We start from the raw sequence: 19,022 nt of genomic DNA, 5'->3' as shown, positions 1-19,022 counted from the left end.
GAGGAGGTGACGATGCGGTTCGGGGTGCTCGGCCCGCTCGTGGCCGTGGACGACGGGGGCGAGGTCGGCCTCAAGGGGCCTCGGCACCGCGCGGTGCTGGCCAGGCTGCTGATCGCCCGCGGCCGGGTCGTGCCGGTGGAACGCCTGGTCGACGACCTGTGGGAACGCCCGCCGGTGGGCGCGGTCGGCGCCGTGCAGACGTTCGTCGGCGCTTTGCGCCGGGCGCTGGAGCCGGATCGCGCGCCCCGTGAGCCCGCGCGGCTGCTCGTCACGGTCGCTCGCGGCTATGCCCTGCGCGCCGATTCGGTCGACGCGTGGGACTTCGAGGCCGCCGTCGCCGCGGCCCGCGAACTGCTCGACGCCCTGCGCCCGGACGCTGCACTGTCGCAAGTGGACACCGCGCTCGCGCTCTGGCGCGGTCCCGCGTACGCCGAGTTCGCCGAAGAGGGTTGGGCCGTCGGCGAAGTCTCCCGGTTGACCGAACTCCGTTCACTGGCCGCGGAACTGCGCGCCGAGGCGCTCCTCGCGCTCGGGCGCGCCGCCGAGGTGATCCCGGAGCTGGAGCCGCTGGTGCGGGCACATCCGTTGCGCGAGAACGGTTCCCGGTTGCTGGCGCTCGCGCTCTATCGCTCCGGGAGGCAGGGCGACGCGCTGGCCGTACTCCGCGCGACGCGCGACCACCTCGCCGACGAACTCGGCATCGATCCCGGCGCCGGCCTCCGGGGCCTGGAAGCCGACATCCTGGCGCAGGCGCCCCGCCTGGAGCAGCCCGCGCCCAAGATCCCCGAGCGGCCGCTGATCGGGCGGGACGCGGAGCTGGCCGAGCTGGAAGAAGCGATCACGCGGTCGCGGCTGGTGCTCGTCTCCGGCGACGCGGGGGTGGGGAAGACCGCGCTCGCCGAAGCGTTCTCCGCGCGTCTCGCCGCGCGGGGCTGGACTACGGCCTGGGGGAGCGATCCCGACGACGAGAGCGCGCCACCGGCCTACGCCTGGACCCGGATCCTGGCCACACTCACCGAAGCCGGGTACGGCCCGGCGCCGACGGCGGAGCGGGGGACCGAAGACCCACTGGCCGCGCGCTGGCGGTGGCATCGCGCCGTCGCGGCCCACCTGTCCGGTGCGGCGCCGCTCCTGCTCGTCCTCGACGACCTGCATTGGGCGGGCGAAGAGACCTTGGCGCTGCTGACCTCGGTACTGGCCGAGCCGGTGTCGGTCATCGCGACCTATCGCGGCGTCGACCCGCCTGCGAGGCTGACGGATTTTCTCGCCACGGCCGCCCGTCACGAGCCGGCGCGGATCTATCTCGGCGGTCTGCCCGAGAGCGAAGTCGCCGGGCTGGTCCGCGCCACGACCGGGCAGGAGATCGACGAGGAGACCGCCGCGGTGCTCCATCGGCGCACCGGCGGGAACGCGTTCTTCGTCCGTGAACTCGCCCGTCTGCTGGCCACCGACGGCGCGGCCGCCCTGGCCGCGGTGCCGCCGGGGGTCCGCGACGTCGTCCGGCACCGGGTGGACGCGCTGCCGGCCGACTCCCGCGGCGTGGTGCGGCGGGCCGCGGTGATCGGGACGGACGTCGATCTGGACGTTCTCGAAGCCCTGGTGGGGGAAACCGCGCTCGACGCCGCCGAGATCGCGGTCCGGCGCGGATTCCTGACCGAGCGGGCGCCGCGCCGGTTCCGGTTCGCGCACGCGCTCGTGCGGGACACGCTCTACCACGATCTCTCCCGTTCACGGCGCGCCCGCGAGCACGGAGAGATCGCCGAGGCGCTGGAAAGCCTTCGCCCGGACGACGTCGACGCCCTGGCGCACCATTTCCTCCTGTCGGAGGAGCACGACGCCCGTGCGGCGCGGTACGCGCAGGCCGCCGCCGAACGCGCCGAAAGCCGTTTCGCCCCAACGGAAGCGGCGCGCCTCTGGGACGCCGCGCTCACCGCCTACGACCGTTCCGGCGCCTCCGGCACGGCGAAGCGGCTGGAGCTGATCATGGGCAAGGCCCGGGCTTCGGCCGTCGCCGGTGGGCTCGGTCAGTCACGGCGACATCGGGCCGAAGCGTTGGAACTGGCGGAAAAGCTGGACGATCCGCTGCTGACCGCGCGAGTGATCGGTGCTTTCGACGTCCCCGCCAGCTGGACCGAAAGCGACGACCGGGAGCTCGCTTCCCGGATCGCGGAAACCGTCGAGCGCACCCTCGCCGCGTTGCCCGCCGAACGCCGGGCCGAGCGGTGCCGCCTACTGGCCACCCTGGCCGTCGAACTGCGGAACGCGGGCGGACAGCGAGCACGTGACGCGGCCCGGGAAGCCGAAACGATCGCGCGGACGCTGGACGATCCGGCTCTGCTGGCGTTCGCGCTCAACGCCCGGTTCCTGCAGTCCTTCGACCGCGCCGGTCTCGCTCCGGAGCGGGCCGCGATCGGGGCGGAGCTGGTCGACCTCGCCGCGCGGCACGGGCTCGTGACGTTCGAGGTGCTCGGGCATCTCGTGCTCCTGCAGGCGGAGAGCGCGCTCGCGGATTTCGCCGCCGCGGATCGGCACGCCGCGGCGGCGGACGAACTCGGCGAGCGGTACGGCCTGCCACTGGTCGGCGTGTTCACCCGGTGGTATCGCGCGATGCGGACCGCGATGACCGGCCCCGGCGGGGAAGCCGCCTACCGTGCCGCCGCGGCGGGCCTCGCGGGAACGGCCATGTCCGGTGTGGACAACGGGATCCTCGCCCTCGCCCTGTACTGCGACCGGCTCCAGCGTGGTTTGCCACCCGAGGCGCTGGAGGACGACTACGGCGCTTACGAAAGCTGGTGCCGCCCGGTGCTCCCGATCCCGGATTCGCCACGGGACCTGCTGTTCGAGGCCCGTACCTGTCTGCACGCCGTCGTCGCGATCGAGCTCGGTGACCGGACGGCGATGGAACGCCTCTACGCCGAGCTCCTGCCCGCCGCGGGAGAGATCGCCGGTGCCGGGAGCGGGATGCTCACCCTTCGCCCGGTCGCGTACTACCTCGGTGAGCTGGCCACCGCCCTCGACCGGCCGGACGCCGCCGCCGAGCACCATCGGAAGGCGCGGGCCATCGCGGTGAAGGCCGGTTCACCGCATTGGGGTTAGCTCACTGTTCCCGCATCGCGCGGCGGATCTCGGCCAGCTTGTCCTTGGCGGCCTTGTCGCGGTCGGCGATCTTCTTGTCCAGCGACGCGACGTCTTCCTTGCCGCCGAGCCCGGCGAGCTCGGTCGAACCCAGCGACGTCGTGTACCGCTGCTCGATGCGGTCCCGCACGTGGTCGAACGAGGGCACGCCGCCCTCGCTGTAATCCGGCTCCGGGACCTCGACGGGCGCGGTCGGGGACTCTTCGACGATCTCGGCGTCGAGGATTTCCTTGTCCGGGTTCTTCTCGGTCATCGTCCACTCCGTCCTGCGTGCCACGGCACGGCTTCGGTCATCAACCCGAGCATGCCCGAAACCAGCCGCATCTGGTCGACCGTGCGGATGTCGGCCTCGACCAGCCGTGGCGAGCAGACCACGATCGCGAGCGCCTGAGCGCGTGAGAGCGCCACGTTGAGCCGGTTGCGGGAGAGCAGGAAGTCCAGGCCACGCGGCAGGTCGACCGCCGAGGACGAGGTCATCGTGGTGATCACCACCGGCGCCTCCTGCCCCTGGAACCGGTCGACGGTGCCCACCCGGACGCCGGGGTGCCCGGCCTGGTCCAGCGCGCGCGCCACGACCCTGGCCTGCAGGTTGTACGGCGCCACGACCAGGATGTCCTCGTCACCGAGCGGCCGGGGCTCGCCGTGATCGGTCCAAGCACGGCCGTGGAGTTCGGCGACGAGGGCCGTGACAGCCTCGGCCTCCTCGACCGACCGCGTCGTGTTGCCGTGGTGATCGACCTCGGCGAGATACAGGCCCGCCTCGACACCGTCGATCGCCCGCTCGGCGGCCGAAGGATGGGAGTGCAGGCGGCCCGCGTAGGACAGCCGCGACACCGGCGCGCAGACGGCCGGATGCATACGGCGGGTCTCGTCGAGGAAGTACCCGAGCTCGGCCGGGATGATGTCGGCCTCGCCGATCAGATGCCCGAGCGCGGAAGCTTCGGCGCCCGCGGGATGCGTCCCCTGCACGACCTGCGGCAGCTGCTGCGGGTCGCCCAGCAGCAGGAGATTCTTGGCGCACGTCGACACCGCGAGCGCGTCGGCGAGGGCGAACTGCCCCGCCTCGTCGATGATCAGCAGGTCGAAGGGCTCTTCCCGGATCGCCGCGTTCGCGAAGGTCCAGGCCGTCCCGCCGACCAGATGGCCGGTGTCGTGCTCCTCGCGCCATTTCACCAGCGCCGGATTGGTCTTCGGCTGCTCCCACGGCGCCGCCGGATCCGGGGTCCGCTTGGCGCGTTTGGCGCACGGCAGGTCCGGCGCGTTCTTGAGCGCGGCGGACAGCACGTTCTCCACGGCCTTGTGACTGGTCGAGGTGACGGCGATGGTCTTGCCCGCGCGCACGAGTTTCGCGATCAGCCTGCCCGCGAGGTACGTCTTGCCCGCGCCGGGCGGGCCCTGGACGGCGAGCGTGGAACCGTCGAGCGCCTCGACGGCCTCGATCACCGTGTTCACCAGGTCCGGCCCGGGTTCGGGCAGGTTCCGATCGTCGCGCAGCCGCGGCGTCGCACGCCTGAGCAGGTCGACGCCGGGATGCGCGGGCAGCGCCGGCAGCGTGTCCACGACGAGGCGGGCGAGATCCGCGACCGCGTCGTCCTTGGGGGAGGGCCGGACCGGGCTCCCGGGCAGCACCGCGACCGGCCGGTCGGCGGTGGTCTCGTCGGGCGGGCAGCTCTCTTCCAGGGTCAGCTCGACGGCGGTGGCCGAGACGACCTTCGCGTCCCGCGCGGCCGCCCCGTACCGCAGGCGGACGTCGTCGCCGGGGGCGAAGGGATGCGGCCGGTCCGGGTCGCAGCGGAGCACCAGCGAGCGTTTCGCCTTGCGGACGCGACCAGAAGGCGGCACCCATTCCCCGGCCTCCAACGAGACAGGGACGGTGCACGCGTTGTCGGTCTCCAGGTCGCCGAGCGGCGCGGCCAGCTGACGGAAGTACTCCCACCACGCCGGATTCGTCTCGCGGCGGTGGTAGCCGACGGACGCGGCGAGCAGCGCGCGGGCGCGATCCTCACCGGTGAACTCCGCGGGGTCGTCGGGCAGCCCGTCCAGCAGCGGATCGACCAGCGCGGCCAGCTGCGCGGCGCGTTCGGCACGTTTCTGGGCGGCGACGTCCTCTTCGGTCTGGCGGAGCAGAGCGTCCACATCGGACTCTTCGGGCGGCTCGGCGAGCTCGATCCCTTCGTCCACGCGGACTTTGTGGAGGAATTCGAAAAGCCGCAGCGTGGAGACGCAGTCGTATTCGTTGTAGTCGCTGATCCCGCGCAGTACCTCGTCGGCGTGCTCCGTCTCGCCGGAGGCGGTGAGCGTCAGGTACTCCTCGTAGGCCTCGATGCTCGACACCGCCGTCTTGACGTCGCCGTCGCGGGCCTCGGGCATGTAGAGCGGTTCGAGGTACTTGATCGAGTACGACCGCTGCGAGACCCGGAGTGCCTTGCGCACCACGGAATACAGGTCCACCAGGCCGCCGCTGCGCAGCAGGTGGTCGACGGCGTCCTCCCGCGTCCCGTGCACGGCGGCGAGGCGCTTGATCGCGGTGACCTCGTACGGCGCGTAGTGGTAGACGTGCGAGCCGGGATGTTCCGCGAGCCTCGCGGTGGCGAAGTCGACGAACTCCTCGAAGGCCCGTTTCTCCTGCGACCGGTTGTGCGCCCAGAACGGGGTGAACTTCGTGCCGTCTTCGGCGGTCACGGCGCCGAAGAGGTATTCGAGCCCTTCACCCGCCAAGGCGTACGGGTCGCCTTCCATGTCGAAGAAGACGTCGCCGGGCGCGGGCGGCGGGAGTTCGGCCAGCGCGTCCGGATCGATGACCTCGTAGGCGATCTGCCCGGTGGCGTCCTGCCGGACCTGGATCGCGGCCTGGGCGCGCAGCGTGGTGAACGACGTCGTCGAGATGTCGCGCGGCCGGTCCTCCGGCGCGGCGGCCGCGAGCGCGTCGATGGTGCCGAGGCCCGCGGCGACGAGCTTGCGCCGCTGATCGCCGCGCATCCCCGCGACCAGCGAAAGATCGCGGTCGGCTTCGCGGGCGCTCGCGCAGTGCGCGGCGTAGGAGCAGCCGCCGCACGCCGGCCGCTCGTCGGCCCAGAGCTGGACCGGCAGAGTGGGCGGCCGGTTCTCGAGCCGGGCGCGGAGCCGATCCACGAGCGGAAGAAAGTCGTCCACGCGGAACGAACGTGTGCTGTGATCGCCGAGCAACAGGTGCATTCGCGGCCCGGCGGGCCAGCCTGCCCGGCGCAGCGCGTCGGCGTACGCGGTCAGCTGGACGACCGCGGCGGGCTTCGCGTGCCTGGCCAGCTTGGTGTCGTAGACCTCGTAGCGGCCTTCGTCGTCCCGCATCAGGAAGTCGGCGCGGCCGGAGAATTCGCCGTCGTGGAAGACCGCCTGGTAGATCACCGGCGCACCCGCCCGCAGCGCCTCTTCGGTGGCCTTCGCGGCGACGACCGGGTCGCGTTCGTCGATCTCGACGACGGCGCTCCGCTCGCCGCGCAGCTTGTCCAGCGTCGCGGCCTCGTGCGCGCGCCCGTGCGTGACCGCCAGCTGATCCGGCCCGGAGCCCGGCCGCGGCGCTCCCGGGAGACCGGCGGCCAGCGCCTGGTTCAGGAGGCTGCGGTGCTCGCATTCGAGCAGGTCGGCGAGATCGGACGGGGTGTACATCGCCCGGGAGTCTCGCACGGACTCCCGGATGGACGGCCCCGGCGCGCCGGAGTCAGCCCGAGGTGTGGTCGAACTTCAGATGCGAGGTGATCCGGTAGCGGTCGCCCCGGTAGAGGGAGCGGGTGAACTCGATCACGCGGCCGCCCGCGTCACGCGTCGTGCGCTCGAACAGCAGCGCGGGTGAGTGCAGCGGCACGCCGAGCAGCCCGGATTCGTCGGCGTCGGTGACGGTCGGTTCGATGATCTGCACGGCCGTCGCCGGGACGGTCTCGTACCGCGTGCGGAGCAGTTCGTAGAACGAACCTGACTCGAAGCCCGCGGCCGTGATGTCCGGCACGATGTCCCGGGGGACCAGGATCCGTTCGATCGCCATCGGCGCGTCTTCGACGACGCGGACACGGGTGACCGCCACCAGCGTGTGGCCGGGGGAGACTTCGAGCCGTTTGCCGAGCCGGGCGCCCGCCGGCGTGGTGGCGAAGTCGATCACCCGGCTGGTCCAGTGCCCTTCGGCGGGCGGGGCGAACTGCTCGCCGCCGGTGGCGGGAACGAGGTCCTGGGAGATCTTGCGCGGAGCGGTGAAGGTGCCGCGGCCGTGCTCGCGGACCACGAGACCGTCGCGCTCCAGTTCGTCGATCGCGGCTCGCAGCGTGGGGCGCGAAACGCCGATTTCACTGCTCAGAGCGCGTTCCGAAGGCAGGACCTCGCCCGGCTGGCGCCGCTCGATGAGCTGGCGTAGCCGGTCCTTGACCTCAGTTCGCCGCATGACCACAGCCTACCCAGTGGTCAACGTGAATTGGCTGGCGGACAAGTTGTCTAGACCTATTGACTTTACCACTTCGGCGGGTGACGGTGGAAGAAACTGACCAGTGGTAAAGGAGACGACGATGTCGAACACGGGGAAGTTCCGAGCCGCCGCCGTCGCGGCGTTATCGGTCACCGCACTGGCTCTGGCTCCGGACGCCGCTTCGGGAGTGGCCGGTTGCGGGGCACTGTTCGACGACTTCCACTACGGCTCGCATACCGACGGTCTCCTTGCCGAACACGGCTGGCAGGTGCGTTCCGGTGCGGGCGGCCCCGGTGTCGGCGGCGCGCGCTGGGCTCCGGAGGGCATCACGTTCCCGGTGTCCGGCGGGGACAAGGTGCTGCAACTCGCCTCCACTACCGACGGCACGCCCGCGGGCACGACGCAGACCGAGATCATGCAACCCGACCGGCGGTTCTTCGAGGGGACCTACGCCGCCCGGATCCGCTTCTCCGACGCGCCGGCGTCCGGCCCCGACGGCGACCGGATCAACCAGACGTTCTTCACCATCAGCCCGCTCCGCTACGACAACGACCCGATCTACAGCGAGCTGGACTTCTCGGAGTACCTGCCCAACGGCGGCTGGGGCGAGACGGGGCCGGTGAACTTCCAGACCAGCTGGCACACGTACACGCCGGATCCGTGGTACGCCGAGAACAAGAGCGCCAGCCAGCGCCGCAGCATCGATGGCTGGCATTCCGTCGTCGCGACCGTGTCCGACGGCCATGTGCGGTACCACATCGACGGCGCGCTGGTGGCCGACCACGACCGGAGTGGGCCGTTCGACGTGTACCCGCGGCAGAACATGTCCCTCAACGTGAACCAGTGGTTCATCGACCTCACGCAGCACAGCGGCGGCACGAGCACATATCTCGAACAGGTCGACTGGGTCTACTACGCGAAGAACGAGGTCCTGACTCCGCAGGCCGCCGCCGAACGGGCCGCGTCGTACCGGTCCTCGGGCGTGCGGTTCGCCGACGACCTCGGTGGCTGTTAGATATGAGCCGTGGATCGGCTGACTGAGCGTTTCGAGGAACACCGGATCAGGCTGCGGGCGGTGGCGTACCGGATGCTGGGTTCGGTCAGCGAGGCCGAAGACGCCGTCCAGGAGACGTGGCTGCGGCTCGACCGCACCGATGCGGCGGAGATCGAAAACCTCGGCGGCTGGCTGACCACGGTGGTGGCGCGGGTGTGCCTGAACGTGCTGCGCTCGCGCGATCACCGGCGGGAGGAACCACTCGACGCCGCGTTTTCGGAGCCCGCCGACTCCGCGGTCGATCCCGCCGCCGACGCGGAGCTCGTCGACTCGGTGGGGCTGGCGATGCTGGTGGTCCTGGACACGCTGGCCCCCGCCGAACGGCTCGCGTTCGTCCTGCACGACATGTTCGCGGTCCCGTTCGACGAGATCGCCCCGCTGATCGACCGCACCCCGGCCGCCGCGAGGCAACTCGCGAGCCGCGCCCGGCGCCGTGTCCAGGGACGCCCGATTGCCGCGGAACCGGACCTCGCGCGACGACGCCAGGTCGTCGACGCCTACCTGACCGCGGCCCGCGGCGGCGACTTCGCGGCGCTCCTCGAACTTCTGCACCCCGACGTCGCCCTCCGCGCGGACAAGGCGGCGGGCCCTTCGCGCGAGCCGATCTTCCTGCGTGGCGCCAGCGTGGTGGCTCGCGGCGCAGCGGCCGCGTCGGTGCGGGCGGCGGTCACTCAGCTCGCGCTGGTGAACGGCGGCATCGGGCTCGTGATGGCCGACGAAGGACGGCCTTCGGTGGTCCTCACGTTCGCCTTCGTGGACGGGAAGATCAGCGAGATCGACGTCATCGCGGATCGGGAACGGTTGCGGGGGCTGGATCTGGTGCTGGTGGACTGAGCCGGGTCGCGAAGGGTGTGATGACTTCGCGGGGACGCGTCGGTGGGCTGAGATCCGCGAATGCGGTCCAGCTGTACTGGGTCGATGACTTCCGGTGCCAAGCACGGACACCGTCGCTGACGGAGTACGAAGGAATCGGCGAGCTCCGCTTCCGGGGTGAGCGGACACGATCCTCGATGAGTTCTCCGTGATCGACAGGTCGCCGCTGGCGATACAGCAGGAAGGTCGGAAGAGAATCATCGGCTCGCTCAGTCCGAGGATTCCTATCCGGCTTCTGGGCATCTATCGCGACAACGCACATGACGGCGCAGCGGGTTTTCAACGGCTCAATGCGCTCGGGCCGTCATCGACTACATCTGTCTGCCGACCGAGGCGCAGGCCGTCGACCTCGGGAAGTGGCCGGCGGGGCGGTCGGAGAGTTCGATGTTCGGTACGTGGTTCAACTGAGCGAGGCACGCGAAGTGTGCGGGGGTGTTTCCCGGGGAGTGAAAACGGACCGCGTCGTTCTCCGGGCATGCCGAAGGGCCCGTCGCTGGTGGTGCGGCGGGCTCTTCGGGGTCAGCGGTGGTTGTGGCGTGGTGTTTGTAGTGGGTCCAGGTATTGGGGTGGGATGAATTCGGGGCGGCGGTTGGTCATCTGGACTTTCCAGCCGGATTGTCCGTGGATGACCATGTGGTGGTAGCGGCAGAGTAGGCAGAGGTTGTCGAGGTCGGTGTCGCCGTGTTGGCCCCAGGGGAGAATGTGGTGGGCTTCGCAGTGTTTGGGTTTGCGGTGGCAGCCGGGGAAGGCGCAGCCGTGGTCGCGGAGGTTCAGTGCTCGTCGTTGGGTGGGGGTGACGCTGCGGGTGGCGCGGCCGATGTCGAGGGGTTCGCTCTCGGAGCCGAGGACGGCGGGAATGATTTTCGCGTCGCAGGCGAGCATCCGCGCGTGGCGGGCGGTGATCTGGGTGACCTCGTCCACACAGGCCGCCCCGAGCCCGGAGGTGAGGGTTTCCAGGGGGATGGTGACGACGATGGTGGTGCGGTCCCCGGACAGGGTGGGGGCTTTGTCGTTGGTCATGGCGTAGTGGATGGCGTCGAACAGGGCGTCGCCGTGGCGTTCGCCCGGGGGTGCGGGGGTCGCGGTTGCCGTCCTGGTCGGTGGGTCTTCGTTGTCCCCAGGTGTCGAACAGGGCGTTCACGCGGGCCCCGAATTCGGGGTCCAGCAGGCCGTTGAGTCGCCACCAGCCGTCGTCGCGTTTGCGGAGGTGGACCTCGCGTGAGGGTGGTTTGAGGTCTTCGTCTTTGGGTTCGTTGCCGTCGGGGTCCAGATGCGCCAGGAGGTCGGCGCCGGCGTTGGTGATCTCCTGGGGTCCGGCGTGGCGGGCGAGGTTCACCAGGATGTGTTCCGCGCCGGTCCGGTCGTCGGTGGAGACGTCGGCGGGAATGTTCTTCAGCACGGTGAGGATGGGGTCGAGCTGCTGGTGCCCGAGATCCCCGTCCGCGGCGGCGGCCCCGGCGATGGGGGCGAACGCGGGGGCGGGGGTGCCGTCGAGGTTGCGGCCCTCGTTCAGCGCCAGCGCGCGTGTCACGGTGTCGCGGGCTTCTTTCGGGGTGATGCGGGCGGTTTCGGCGAACCAGCCCGCCGTCGAACCATGCCCGAACAACTCCATCGGACCACGGGACTCGATCTCGACCAGGTACTGTCCGACCTCCGCCAAAGCCTGCCGCGCCACCGACAACCGCTCGACCACCCCATGCGCGAGCTCGCGCGCACCGGCACGCCACAACTCCTGTGGCGGTTCGAGGATGCGTTGGCTGGACACCCCACAAGAATACCAGGAATCGAACACCTGTGCGAATATGAAGATTGTTTGAGAATTGATTTCGCGTTCTGGAGATGTGACGACATGTGATAGTTGGAACAGTCACTACCACCAAGTCGCTCAACCACCGAGACGATGGAGCGTTCGGCCGATCGTTCGCTGCAACCGTCGTACGATCTTGATCGTCTGCTCGTCCGAGAAGCCTGTCGTGATCGACCAATCAAGGCCAGAGCCGAACACCTCGCCGGCGAACAAGTCATTGTAAGAAGCGGCGAATCGAACTGACCTGCCCTCAAAGGTCAAGGCGCAGCACGGTTTCTTCGATCTCCCCATCCCGAGCGGAAGCGTAGGCGACCTCGGTACCGACAACACTGAAGCCCGCCTTCCGCAACACCCGAACAGAACCGAGGTTGTCGCTGGCGGCGCGGGCGTACAACGGACGATCCCGGACCACGTCGAGGAAAAGCGCGAGGGCGCGGCTGGCGATTCCCCGCCCCCAGACCGCGCGGTCGATCCAGTAGGTGATCTCGGCGTCGCCCTCCACGAAGAACCTGCCGATGGTGCCGAGGAACCGGCCGTCACCCGTCACCGCGCGCAGGATGAGCTCCGGAGAAGTCCGCAACCGCGCCATGTGCAGGTCGAACGCTTCGCGGTCGTCGGGGTCCCTGGCGATGAACGCGGCCATCCGGACCGACTCGGGGTCACGCATCAGTTCGAACAAGGCGTCCAGGTCACGATCCTCGACCGACCGCAGTGCTACCTCGACCATCGGTTCCTCCGTCCTCGGCGACGTCCCAGACAGCCATCAAACCCGAAACCCGCCTAAGGTGACGAGGACGCCGCAGTCACCCCGGGAGGCACGCATGTCGTTGTTGGCCCAGCTGAACACCGCGATCACCACGGGCACGATCGGGGTCGTCGACCTCACCGCCCCGCTGAGCGCGAGCACCCCGATCCTCCAGCTGCCGGAGCCGTTCGCGAACACGATCCCGTTCGGCCTGGAGGAGATCAGCCGCTACGACGAACGCGGGCCGCGCTGGTACTGGAACAACATCCACACCGGCGAGCACACCGGGACCCATCTCGACGTTCCCGTGCACTGGGTGTCGGGAAAGGACGGCCACGACGTGTCCGAGGTGCCGCTGCGTACGCTGGTCGCCCCCGCCGTGGTGCTCGACGTGACGGCCCGCGCCGCCGAGGATCCGGATTTCCTGCTGTCCATCGAAGACATCCGTGAGTGGGAGCGGGTGAACGGGCCGCTGCCCGACGGTGGCTGGCTGCTCTACCGCACGGGCTGGGACGCCCGTTCGCATGATCAGGAGGCCTTCCTCAACAACGACGAGAACGGCCCGCATTCGCCGGGCGTCTCGGGGGAGTGTGCCCGCTGGCTCGCGGAGGAGGCGCCGATCACCGGGTTCGGGGTGGAGACCGTGGGCACGGACGCCGGGCAGGCGCTGGCGCTCGAACCGGCCTTCCCCTGCCACGAACTCCTGCTCGGCGCGGGAAAACACGGCCTGACCCAGTTGCGGAACCTGGCGAGCCTGCCGCCCACCGGATCGCTGCTGGTCGTCAGCCCGCTCCCGATCGTCGGCGGTTCCGGCAGCCCCGCCAGGGTGTACGCGCTGGTCGAACGGGCGTGAACGTCGCGGAGCTGGTCGGCCGCACGCTGGCGGGGCTCGGGGTGGACGCCGCGTTCGGGGTGGTGGGCAGCGGGAATTTCGAGGCCACCAACGGATTACGGTCCGGCGGGGCGCGGTTCGTCGCCGCGCGGCACGAGGGCGGCGCGGCGAGCATGGCCGACGCGTACGCACGGATGAGCGGCCGTGTTTCCGTGCTGAGTCTCCACCAGGGCTGCGGGCTCACCAACGCGCTCACCGGGATCACCGAGGCCGCCAAGAGCCGGACACCGATGGTCGTCCTGGCCGGCGACACCGCGGCGTCGGCGGTGCTGTCGAACTTCCGGGTGGACCAGGACGCGCTCGCGGCCGCGGTCGGCGCAGTGCCGGAACGCGTGCACGGCCCGCGCACCGCGGTCGCCGACACTGTCCGCGCTTATCGGACGGCGGTGCAGCGACGCCGGACCGTCCTGCTCAATCTGCCGCTCGACGTCCAAGCCCAGGAGGCGCCCGAAGCGGTCCGAATCCCGGAGATCCCCGGTCCGGCGCCGATCCGGCCGGACGCCGAGGCGGTCGCGACACTGGCCGACCTTCTCGTCGAAGCACGGCGGCCGGTGTTCATCGCCGGCCGCGGTGCCCGGGCGAGCGCGGCACCTCTGAAGGCGCTCGCGGAAGCGTCCGGCGCATTGCTGGCGACTTCGGCGGTGGCGCATGGCCTCTTCCGCGACGATCCCTTCTCGATCGGGATCGCGGGCGGCTTTTCGTCGCCGTCGGCGGCGGATTTCATCAGGGGCGCCGACCTCGTGCTCGGCTGGGGCTGTGCGCTGAACGGGTGGACCACCCGGCACGGCACGTTGCTCGGCCCGGACGCCCGGCTGGTCCAGGTCGACGTCGAACAGGCGGCGCTCGGCGCGCACCGGCCGATCGACCTCGGCGTCGTCGGCGACGTCACCAGCACGGCCGTCGACGTGCACGCCGAACTCGCGAGGCGCGGCCATCGCGCCCAGAGACGCCGAACCGGCACACGATGGGCCGACCTGCCGTATAACGACCTATCCGGCGGCGGGAGGATCGATCCGCGCACGCTCAGCCGACGTCTCGACGAGATCCTGCCCGCAGAACGCGTCGTCTCGGTCGACTCCGGCAACTTCATGGGCTATCCGAGCGCGTATCTGTCCGTCCCCGATGAGAACGGCTTCTGCTTCACCCAGGCCTTCCAGAGTATCGGGCTCGGGCTCGGAACGGCGATCGGCGCGGCACTGGCCCGTCCGGACAGGCTGCCGGTGCTCGGAGTCGGTGACGGTGGCTTCCACATGGCCGTCTCCGAGCTGGAAACCGCCGTGCGGCTGGGGATCCCGCTCGTCGTGATCGTGTACAACGACGCGGCGTACGGCGCCGAGATCCACCATTTCGGTGACGCGGACATGACCACGGTCCGGTTCCCCGACACCGACATCGCGGCGATCGGCCGCGGTTTCGGCTGCGCCGGTGTCACCGTGCGGTCGGTCGAAGACCTGGCCGCCGTCGAGGAATGGCTCGACGGGCCACGGGACGCGCCGCTCGTCGTCGACGCCAAGATCGCCGACGACGGCGGCTCGTGGTGGCTCGCCGAAGCCTTCCGGCATTGAGTCCGCTAAACGCCCCAGTCCGGGCGCAGCGGCATGCCCGAGTCACCGTCCGGACCGACCTTCACCCCGAGCACCTGGTGCAGTTCGATCTCCCGCCGCTCGAAGGCGAGGCGGCACGCGGCCATGTACAGCGCCCAGACGCGGCTCCGCCCGGCACCGGCCTCGGCGACGGCCTCGTCCCAGTTCGCGTCGAGGTTGGCGCACCACGCGCCGAGGGTGGTGGCGTAGTGCTCGCGGAGGTTCTCCGCATGCCGCACCTCGAGCCCGCTGTCGTGCATCGCGGTGGTGATCTCCCCGACCGCCTCGAGTTCGCCGTCGGGGAAGACGTACCGGTCGATGAACCCGCGCGACCGGTGCGCGACCGAGGTGTCCGGGTTGGTGATGGAATGATTCAGCAATCGCCCGTGCGGCTTCAGTTTCCCGGCGAGGAAACGGAAGTACGACGGCAGGTTGCGGGCGCCGATGTGCTCGGTGAGCCCGATCGACGAAACCGCGTCGAAACCCGTTTCGGTGACGTCGCGGTAGTCCAGGTGCCGTACTTCGGCCTTGTCCGCGAGCCCCTTGGTCACGATGTCCTTCTGCGCCCATTGCGCCTGCTCGCGCGAAAGGGTGACGCCCAGTGCCTCGACGCCGTAGTTCGCGACGGCGTGCTCGACCATCCCGCCCCAGCCGCAGCCGACGTCCAGCAGCCGCATCCCCGGCCGGAGGCCGAGTTTCCGGCACACCAGGTCGAATTTGTGCGCCTGTGCCTCCTCCAGCGAGGCGTCGGCGGACGGATACGCGGCGCAGGTGTAGGCCATGGACGGCCCGAGGACCAGTTCGTAGAACCGGTTCGAAACGTCGTAGTGGTTGGAGATCGCGTTGCTGTCGCGCGCTTTCGAGTGCCGCAGCCCGTCGACGGTGCGTTTGAGGCGGCTCGGCAGTTCTTCGGCGGGCGGGGCGACCCGGCGCAGATGCGTGGGCCCGAGTTCGCGCAGCAGCCACAGCCGGTCTGCGGTACTGAGCTGATCGACCTGGGAGACGAGCGCGCGCAACGCCGTGTAGAGGTCGCCGTCGACGTCGAGCGCGCCGGCGACGTAGGCACGTGCGAGACCGAGGTCGCCTGGGGACGACACGAGGTACGTCAACGCCAACGGCGACCGCACTCGGATCGACACGGTCGCGCCGGCTGGCCCGCTCGTACTGCCGTCGTAGGCGGTGATGGACACTTCGGTGCTCGGGCCGAGCAACCGCTCGAAGATCTCGCCGACGGTCGTCGTCTCAGCCATGGTCGTCTCTCTTCCGGCCCGGGTCACCGCCGCCGCACGCATTTCGCGTACAGGTCGAGCAGGCGGCCGTCGGGGTCGTAGGCCGACTTCAGGTTCCGGTAGGCGTCGCCGTTGTACAGCCGCCAGAACTCGTCTTCGGTGTAGAAACTGTCGGAATACAGCGATTTCCGCCCGCCGAGCCGCGTCACTTCGGCCTCGATCAGCCGATTGTGCGTATCCGGTGCCTCGCCGGGGTCCAGCGGGACCGCGGACCAGAACCCGAAGTTGACGTACAGCGTTTCGGGGTCCAGTTCGTACAGCGGGGTGTTCACGCCGCCCGGCCGCTGCTTCAGCGGGCAGATCCACACCGGGCTGATCGGGATCTCGCGGCGGAAGAAGTCCAGGAACTCCGCCGCCCGCGAGAGCGGTACCTCGATGTCCTGGACGACGGTCTCCTCCGGGGGAAGCCCGCGCAGCTTGAGCAGTTTCGCGGCGATCCCGAACCGGCGGTCGAGCGCCACGACCTTCCAGTAGACCGACGACCGCAGCAGCCGCCTGCCCAGCAGCAGCCGGGGGAGCCGGTGCTGCACGCCGAACGCCCGCGAGCACCAGAACCAGTCCGTGTCCCAGCGCCACAGGTAGTCACGGACGCTCAGATGGTCCGTCCCGCGGGAGCGGATCGACTTGTAGTAGATGTCGAGCCAGGTGTAGTCGCTGGTCGCGGGCGCCGAGGTGGTGAACGTGCCCAGGGTCAGGTATTGCTCGCCCGGCCCGAAGACCGTTCCGTCCACGAAGTCGGCCGATCCGTCACGGCAGGCCTCGCCGAGGGCCGCGACGTACTCGTCGGTGTCGTCGTACCGGACGTGGTCGAGCCGCACGTACGGTTTGACCGGCTCCAGTTCGATCTTCAGCCGCAGCGCGTAGCCGAGCGTCCCGTAGGAGTTCGGGAAGCCGCGGAACAGGTCGCCGTGCTCGTTGTCGGGCCGCGCGACGACGATCCTGCCGTCACCGGTGAGCAGTTCCATCTCCAGCACCGACTCGTGCACGAGCCCGTTGCGGAACGAGGACGACTCGATGCCGAGGCCGGTGACCGCGCCGCCGAGCGTGATCGTCTTGAGCTGCGGCACGACCAGCGGCATCAACCCGTGGGGCAGGGTCGCGTCCACCAGCTGCTCGTAGGTGACCATGCCTTCGACGTCCGCCGTCCGTGCCAAGGGATCGACGTCGAGCACGTGGGTGAATCCCGAGACGTCCAGACCCGGTGAGGTGGTCGCCGTCCGCGCCCGGAACAGGTTCGACGTCCGTTTCGCCAGCCGGATCGTGCCGTGGAGATCCGCGAGCCGCGCGCGGAGCGTTTCGGCGCGCGCTTCGTGTTCGGCGAACCGGACCAGCCGCGCCGTCTCCCGGATACCGCTGTCGCTCGCCATCGGTTCATCGTGCCCCACGGAACCGCCTGGCGCAGCCCTCATTCGTGCCGGAGGCGATGCAGCGGGACGGCGTCCGCCATGGCGGTGAAGCCCTTGTCACCGGGATGGAGGTGATCGCCGGAGTCGTACTCGGGTTTCATCCGCTGGGGGTCGGCGGGATCGCGGATCACCGCGTCGAAGTCGATGTGGCCGTCGAAGATCCCGCTGGTCCGGATGAACCGGTTCACCGCCTGCCGGGTCTCTTCGAGCTGCGGCGTATACGAACCCCAGCCCTTCCACGGGGTGATCGTCGCGCCCAGCACCCGCAGCCCGCGGTCGTGCGCCCTCGTCGCGATCTGCTTCAGCGCCGAGATGATCTTGTCCGGATCGGCCTGGTGCGGGGTCTGCTGGATGTCGTTGATGCCCTCGAACACGATCGCCGTCCGCACGCCGGACTGGTTCAGGACGTCCCGGTCGAGCCTGGCCAGCGCGTTGACCCCGTAGTTGCCGCCGTCGAGCAGCAGACGGTTGCCGCTGATCCCGGCGTTGAGCACGCCGAGGCGCGCACTGATCTTGTCGGCGAGCTGATCGGGCCAGCGCAGGTTCGCGCCCCAGGTCGAATACGCCCCGTCGGTGATCGAGTCGCCGATGGCCACGACACTGCCCCGCAACCCGGCGCCACGGACGTCCACTCCGGACACGTAGTGCCAGACCGCGGTCTTCTCCGGGAACGCCGCCGCCGACTCGTCGGCCGCCTTGTCGCCGTTCCGGGTGAAGTACGAGTTCTGCATCGCGAGCGGGTGATAGGTGACCGGGCCCGATGGCTCCGGGGTGTACGTGGTCACCAGGAGGTCGCCGTCCCTCGGCACGGTCAGCGCCGCGCCGTCGCTGACGATGTCGGCCCCCGGCGGCACGGTGACCTCGCGATCCCCGCCGAAGGTCAGCGTGCGCATCGTGCCGGGCACGGCCTGCGGAGTGTCCGGGCCCGCGGCGACCGCGACGGTCACCCGGCCGAACAGCACCGGAGCGCGGCCGAAGGCGTTGGACAGCCGCACGCGGACCTCGTGGCCGCCGGCGCTGGTGTGCACGATGTTGCGGATCGAGAAGTTCGGGTAGCCGTTGTCGGTCCCGGCCACCCCGGCCGCCGGCGCCGCCGCCCAGGTGCCCACCCAACCGCTGGTGGCCGTGCCCTCGACCTGTGCCGCGGCCGAGCCGGGCACCGATCCCAGCAGCAGGATTCCCGCGATGGCGAGATGCTCAACGCGCATGTCGGTTCGCCTCCACCCAGTCGGCTCCGTTCATCGTCAAGGAATCACCGACAGCCGGTCAACGGCTCGGACAGGACAGGTTTCTGTCGGTGGGCGCGGTTAGCCTGAACGCCATGAAACCCGCCGCGCTCGCGAAGCTCTGCCTAGGCCTCCCCGGCGCCCGGGAGGAGTTCCCGTTCGGCGCGGACATCAACGTGTACAAGGTCGCGGGCAAGGTCTTCGCGCTCGGCCCGCTCAAGGCGAAGCCGCTGCGGATCAGTCTCAAATGCGAGCCCGATCTCGCGGTCCGGCTGCGCGCCGAGCATCCGGCGATCATCCCCGGGTACCACCTGAACAAACGACATTGGAACACCGTCGAGCTGGACGGTTCGCTGACCGACGACTTCGTGCGGGAGATGATCGAGGACTCCTACGACCTCGTCGTCGCGGGCCTGCCGAAACGAGAACAGGAGAAACTGAACTGGGTGGCGCTCAGCCAGGAATGAGCGGCCGCGTTTCATCCGGATTTCATCCGGCCGTGCTCGCCCGGCCTCCTACCGTGGGCGGAGACGGGTGCCGCCCGCCGCACGATGACTCGCTCACCGGGACTTCCTAGGCTGAT

General features: G+C 70.0%; 13 protein-coding genes and 1 pseudogene. 6 read left to right on the top strand and 8 right to left on the bottom strand.

All coding sequences use genetic code 11. The annotated features are described in order from the left end of the window. Positions 1 to 12: 12 nt before the first annotated feature. Positions 13 to 3,096 (top strand): ATP-binding protein, encoded by a 3,084-nt coding sequence (locus ACOCEP_RS36370; RefSeq protein WP_482334161.1) that lies wholly within the window; start codon positions 13 to 15, stop codon positions 3,094 to 3,096. 1 nt (position 3,097) lies between these two features. Here ACOCEP_RS36370 and ACOCEP_RS36365 read toward each other — a convergent pair whose 3' ends face one another. From ACOCEP_RS36365 to ACOCEP_RS36355, 3 genes are read right to left on the bottom strand one after another with little or no spacing between them, the layout of a single operon-like run. Then, positions 3,098 to 3,388, bottom strand: coding sequence for a hypothetical protein (locus ACOCEP_RS36365; RefSeq protein WP_482334159.1), 291 nt, complete (start codon positions 3,386 to 3,388; stop codon positions 3,098 to 3,100). Continuing rightward, positions 3,385 to 6,780 carry a TM0106 family RecB-like putative nuclease gene (locus tag ACOCEP_RS36360; protein ID WP_482334157.1) on the bottom strand — a complete coding sequence of 1,132 codons (3,396 nt, stop codon included), beginning with the start codon at positions 6,778 to 6,780 and terminating at the stop codon, positions 3,385 to 3,387. Before ACOCEP_RS36360 ends, ACOCEP_RS36365 begins: the two co-directional genes overlap by 4 nt. Positions 6,781 to 6,832: 52 nt before the next feature. Then, positions 6,833 to 7,543 (bottom strand): GntR family transcriptional regulator, encoded by a 711-nt coding sequence (locus ACOCEP_RS36355; protein WP_482334156.1) that lies wholly within the window; start codon positions 7,541 to 7,543, stop codon positions 6,833 to 6,835. Positions 7,544 to 7,664: 121 nt separating this feature from the next. On the opposite strand from ACOCEP_RS36355, the gene ACOCEP_RS36350 reads away from it, so the two are divergent. Next, positions 7,665 to 8,579, top strand: coding sequence for a glycoside hydrolase family 16 protein (locus ACOCEP_RS36350; RefSeq protein ID WP_482334155.1), 915 nt, complete (start codon positions 7,665 to 7,667; stop codon positions 8,577 to 8,579). Between the two features lie 9 nt (positions 8,580 to 8,588). Then, entirely contained in the window at positions 8,589 to 9,452 is an 864-nt protein-coding gene (locus tag ACOCEP_RS36345; RefSeq protein WP_482334153.1) for a sigma-70 family RNA polymerase sigma factor, read from the top strand. A 558-nt stretch (positions 9,453 to 10,010) separates the two neighbouring features. Here the strand turns inward: ACOCEP_RS36345 and ACOCEP_RS36340 are convergent. Continuing rightward, positions 10,011 to 11,256, bottom strand: a pseudogene (locus ACOCEP_RS36340) (HNH endonuclease signature motif containing protein). 292 nt (positions 11,257 to 11,548) lie between these two features. Beyond that, positions 11,549 to 12,025: a GNAT family N-acetyltransferase gene (locus tag ACOCEP_RS36335; protein ID WP_482334151.1), complete on the bottom strand. Its 477-nt coding sequence runs from the start codon at positions 12,023 to 12,025 to the stop codon at positions 11,549 to 11,551. Positions 12,026 to 12,119: 94 nt separating this feature from the next. On the opposite strand from ACOCEP_RS36335, the gene ACOCEP_RS36330 reads away from it, so the two are divergent. Further along, positions 12,120 to 12,896 carry a cyclase family protein gene (locus ACOCEP_RS36330; RefSeq protein ID WP_482334149.1) on the top strand — a complete coding sequence of 259 codons (777 nt, stop codon included), beginning with the start codon at positions 12,120 to 12,122 and terminating at the stop codon, positions 12,894 to 12,896. Continuing rightward, complete coding sequence (locus ACOCEP_RS36325) at positions 12,893 to 14,500, top strand: thiamine pyrophosphate-binding protein (protein WP_482334147.1); 1,608 nt, start codon at positions 12,893 to 12,895, stop codon at positions 14,498 to 14,500. The genes ACOCEP_RS36330 and ACOCEP_RS36325 overlap by 4 nt, the downstream gene beginning before the upstream one ends. A gap of 5 nt (positions 14,501 to 14,505) precedes the next feature. On the opposite strand, the gene ACOCEP_RS36320 is transcribed toward ACOCEP_RS36325, so the two are convergent. The 3 genes from ACOCEP_RS36320 to ACOCEP_RS36310 are packed head-to-tail and all read right to left on the bottom strand — an operon-like array spanning position 14,506 to position 18,421. Next, complete coding sequence (locus ACOCEP_RS36320; RefSeq protein WP_482334146.1) at positions 14,506 to 15,768, bottom strand: class I SAM-dependent methyltransferase; 1,263 nt, start codon at positions 15,766 to 15,768, stop codon at positions 14,506 to 14,508. A gap of 23 nt (positions 15,769 to 15,791) precedes the next feature. Continuing rightward, entirely contained in the window at positions 15,792 to 17,174 is a 1,383-nt protein-coding gene (locus ACOCEP_RS36315; RefSeq protein ID WP_482334145.1) for an FAD-binding oxidoreductase, read from the bottom strand. Between the two features lie 38 nt (positions 17,175 to 17,212). Further along, on the bottom strand, positions 17,213 to 18,421 hold the full coding sequence (locus ACOCEP_RS36310) for an SGNH/GDSL hydrolase family protein (RefSeq protein ID WP_482334143.1): 1,209 nt from the start codon (positions 18,419 to 18,421) through the stop codon (positions 17,213 to 17,215). A gap of 113 nt (positions 18,422 to 18,534) precedes the next feature. On the opposite strand from ACOCEP_RS36310, the gene ACOCEP_RS36305 reads away from it, so the two are divergent. Next, positions 18,535 to 18,906, top strand: a complete 372-nt coding sequence (locus tag ACOCEP_RS36305; protein ID WP_482334142.1) for an MmcQ/YjbR family DNA-binding protein — start codon at positions 18,535 to 18,537, stop codon at positions 18,904 to 18,906. Positions 18,907 to 19,022: the final 116 nt, after the last annotated feature.

The sequence above is a fragment of the Amycolatopsis sp. CA-211722 genome (genome assembly GCF_056828465.1).
The sequence above is the reverse complement of the archived record's forward strand: the minus strand, read 5'-3'. Positions and strand labels throughout refer to the sequence as shown.

Excerpts from the sequence above, each read along its gene's own strand:
- ACOCEP_RS36370 (WP_482334161.1), top strand. The coding sequence starts at position 13 with ATGCGGTTCGGGGTGCTCGGCCCGCTCGTGGCCGTGGACGACGGGGGC.
- ACOCEP_RS36365 (WP_482334159.1), bottom strand. The coding sequence starts at position 3,388 with ATGACCGAGAAGAACCCGGACAAGGAAATCCTCGACGCCGAGATCGTC.
- ACOCEP_RS36360 (WP_482334157.1), bottom strand. The coding sequence starts at position 6,780 with ATGTACACCCCGTCCGATCTCGCCGACCTGCTCGAATGCGAGCACCGC.
- ACOCEP_RS36355 (WP_482334156.1), bottom strand. The coding sequence starts at position 7,543 with ATGCGGCGAACTGAGGTCAAGGACCGGCTACGCCAGCTCATCGAGCGG.
- ACOCEP_RS36350 (WP_482334155.1), top strand. The coding sequence starts at position 7,665 with ATGTCGAACACGGGGAAGTTCCGAGCCGCCGCCGTCGCGGCGTTATCG.
- ACOCEP_RS36335 (WP_482334151.1), bottom strand. The coding sequence starts at position 12,025 with ATGGTCGAGGTAGCACTGCGGTCGGTCGAGGATCGTGACCTGGACGCC.
- ACOCEP_RS36330 (WP_482334149.1), top strand. The coding sequence starts at position 12,120 with ATGTCGTTGTTGGCCCAGCTGAACACCGCGATCACCACGGGCACGATC.
- ACOCEP_RS36320 (WP_482334146.1), bottom strand. The coding sequence starts at position 15,768 with ATGGCTGAGACGACGACCGTCGGCGAGATCTTCGAGCGGTTGCTCGGC.
- ACOCEP_RS36315 (WP_482334145.1), bottom strand. The coding sequence starts at position 17,174 with ATGGCGAGCGACAGCGGTATCCGGGAGACGGCGCGGCTGGTCCGGTTC.
- ACOCEP_RS36310 (WP_482334143.1), bottom strand. The coding sequence starts at position 18,421 with ATGCGCGTTGAGCATCTCGCCATCGCGGGAATCCTGCTGCTGGGATCG.
- ACOCEP_RS36305 (WP_482334142.1), top strand. The coding sequence starts at position 18,535 with ATGAAACCCGCCGCGCTCGCGAAGCTCTGCCTAGGCCTCCCCGGCGCC.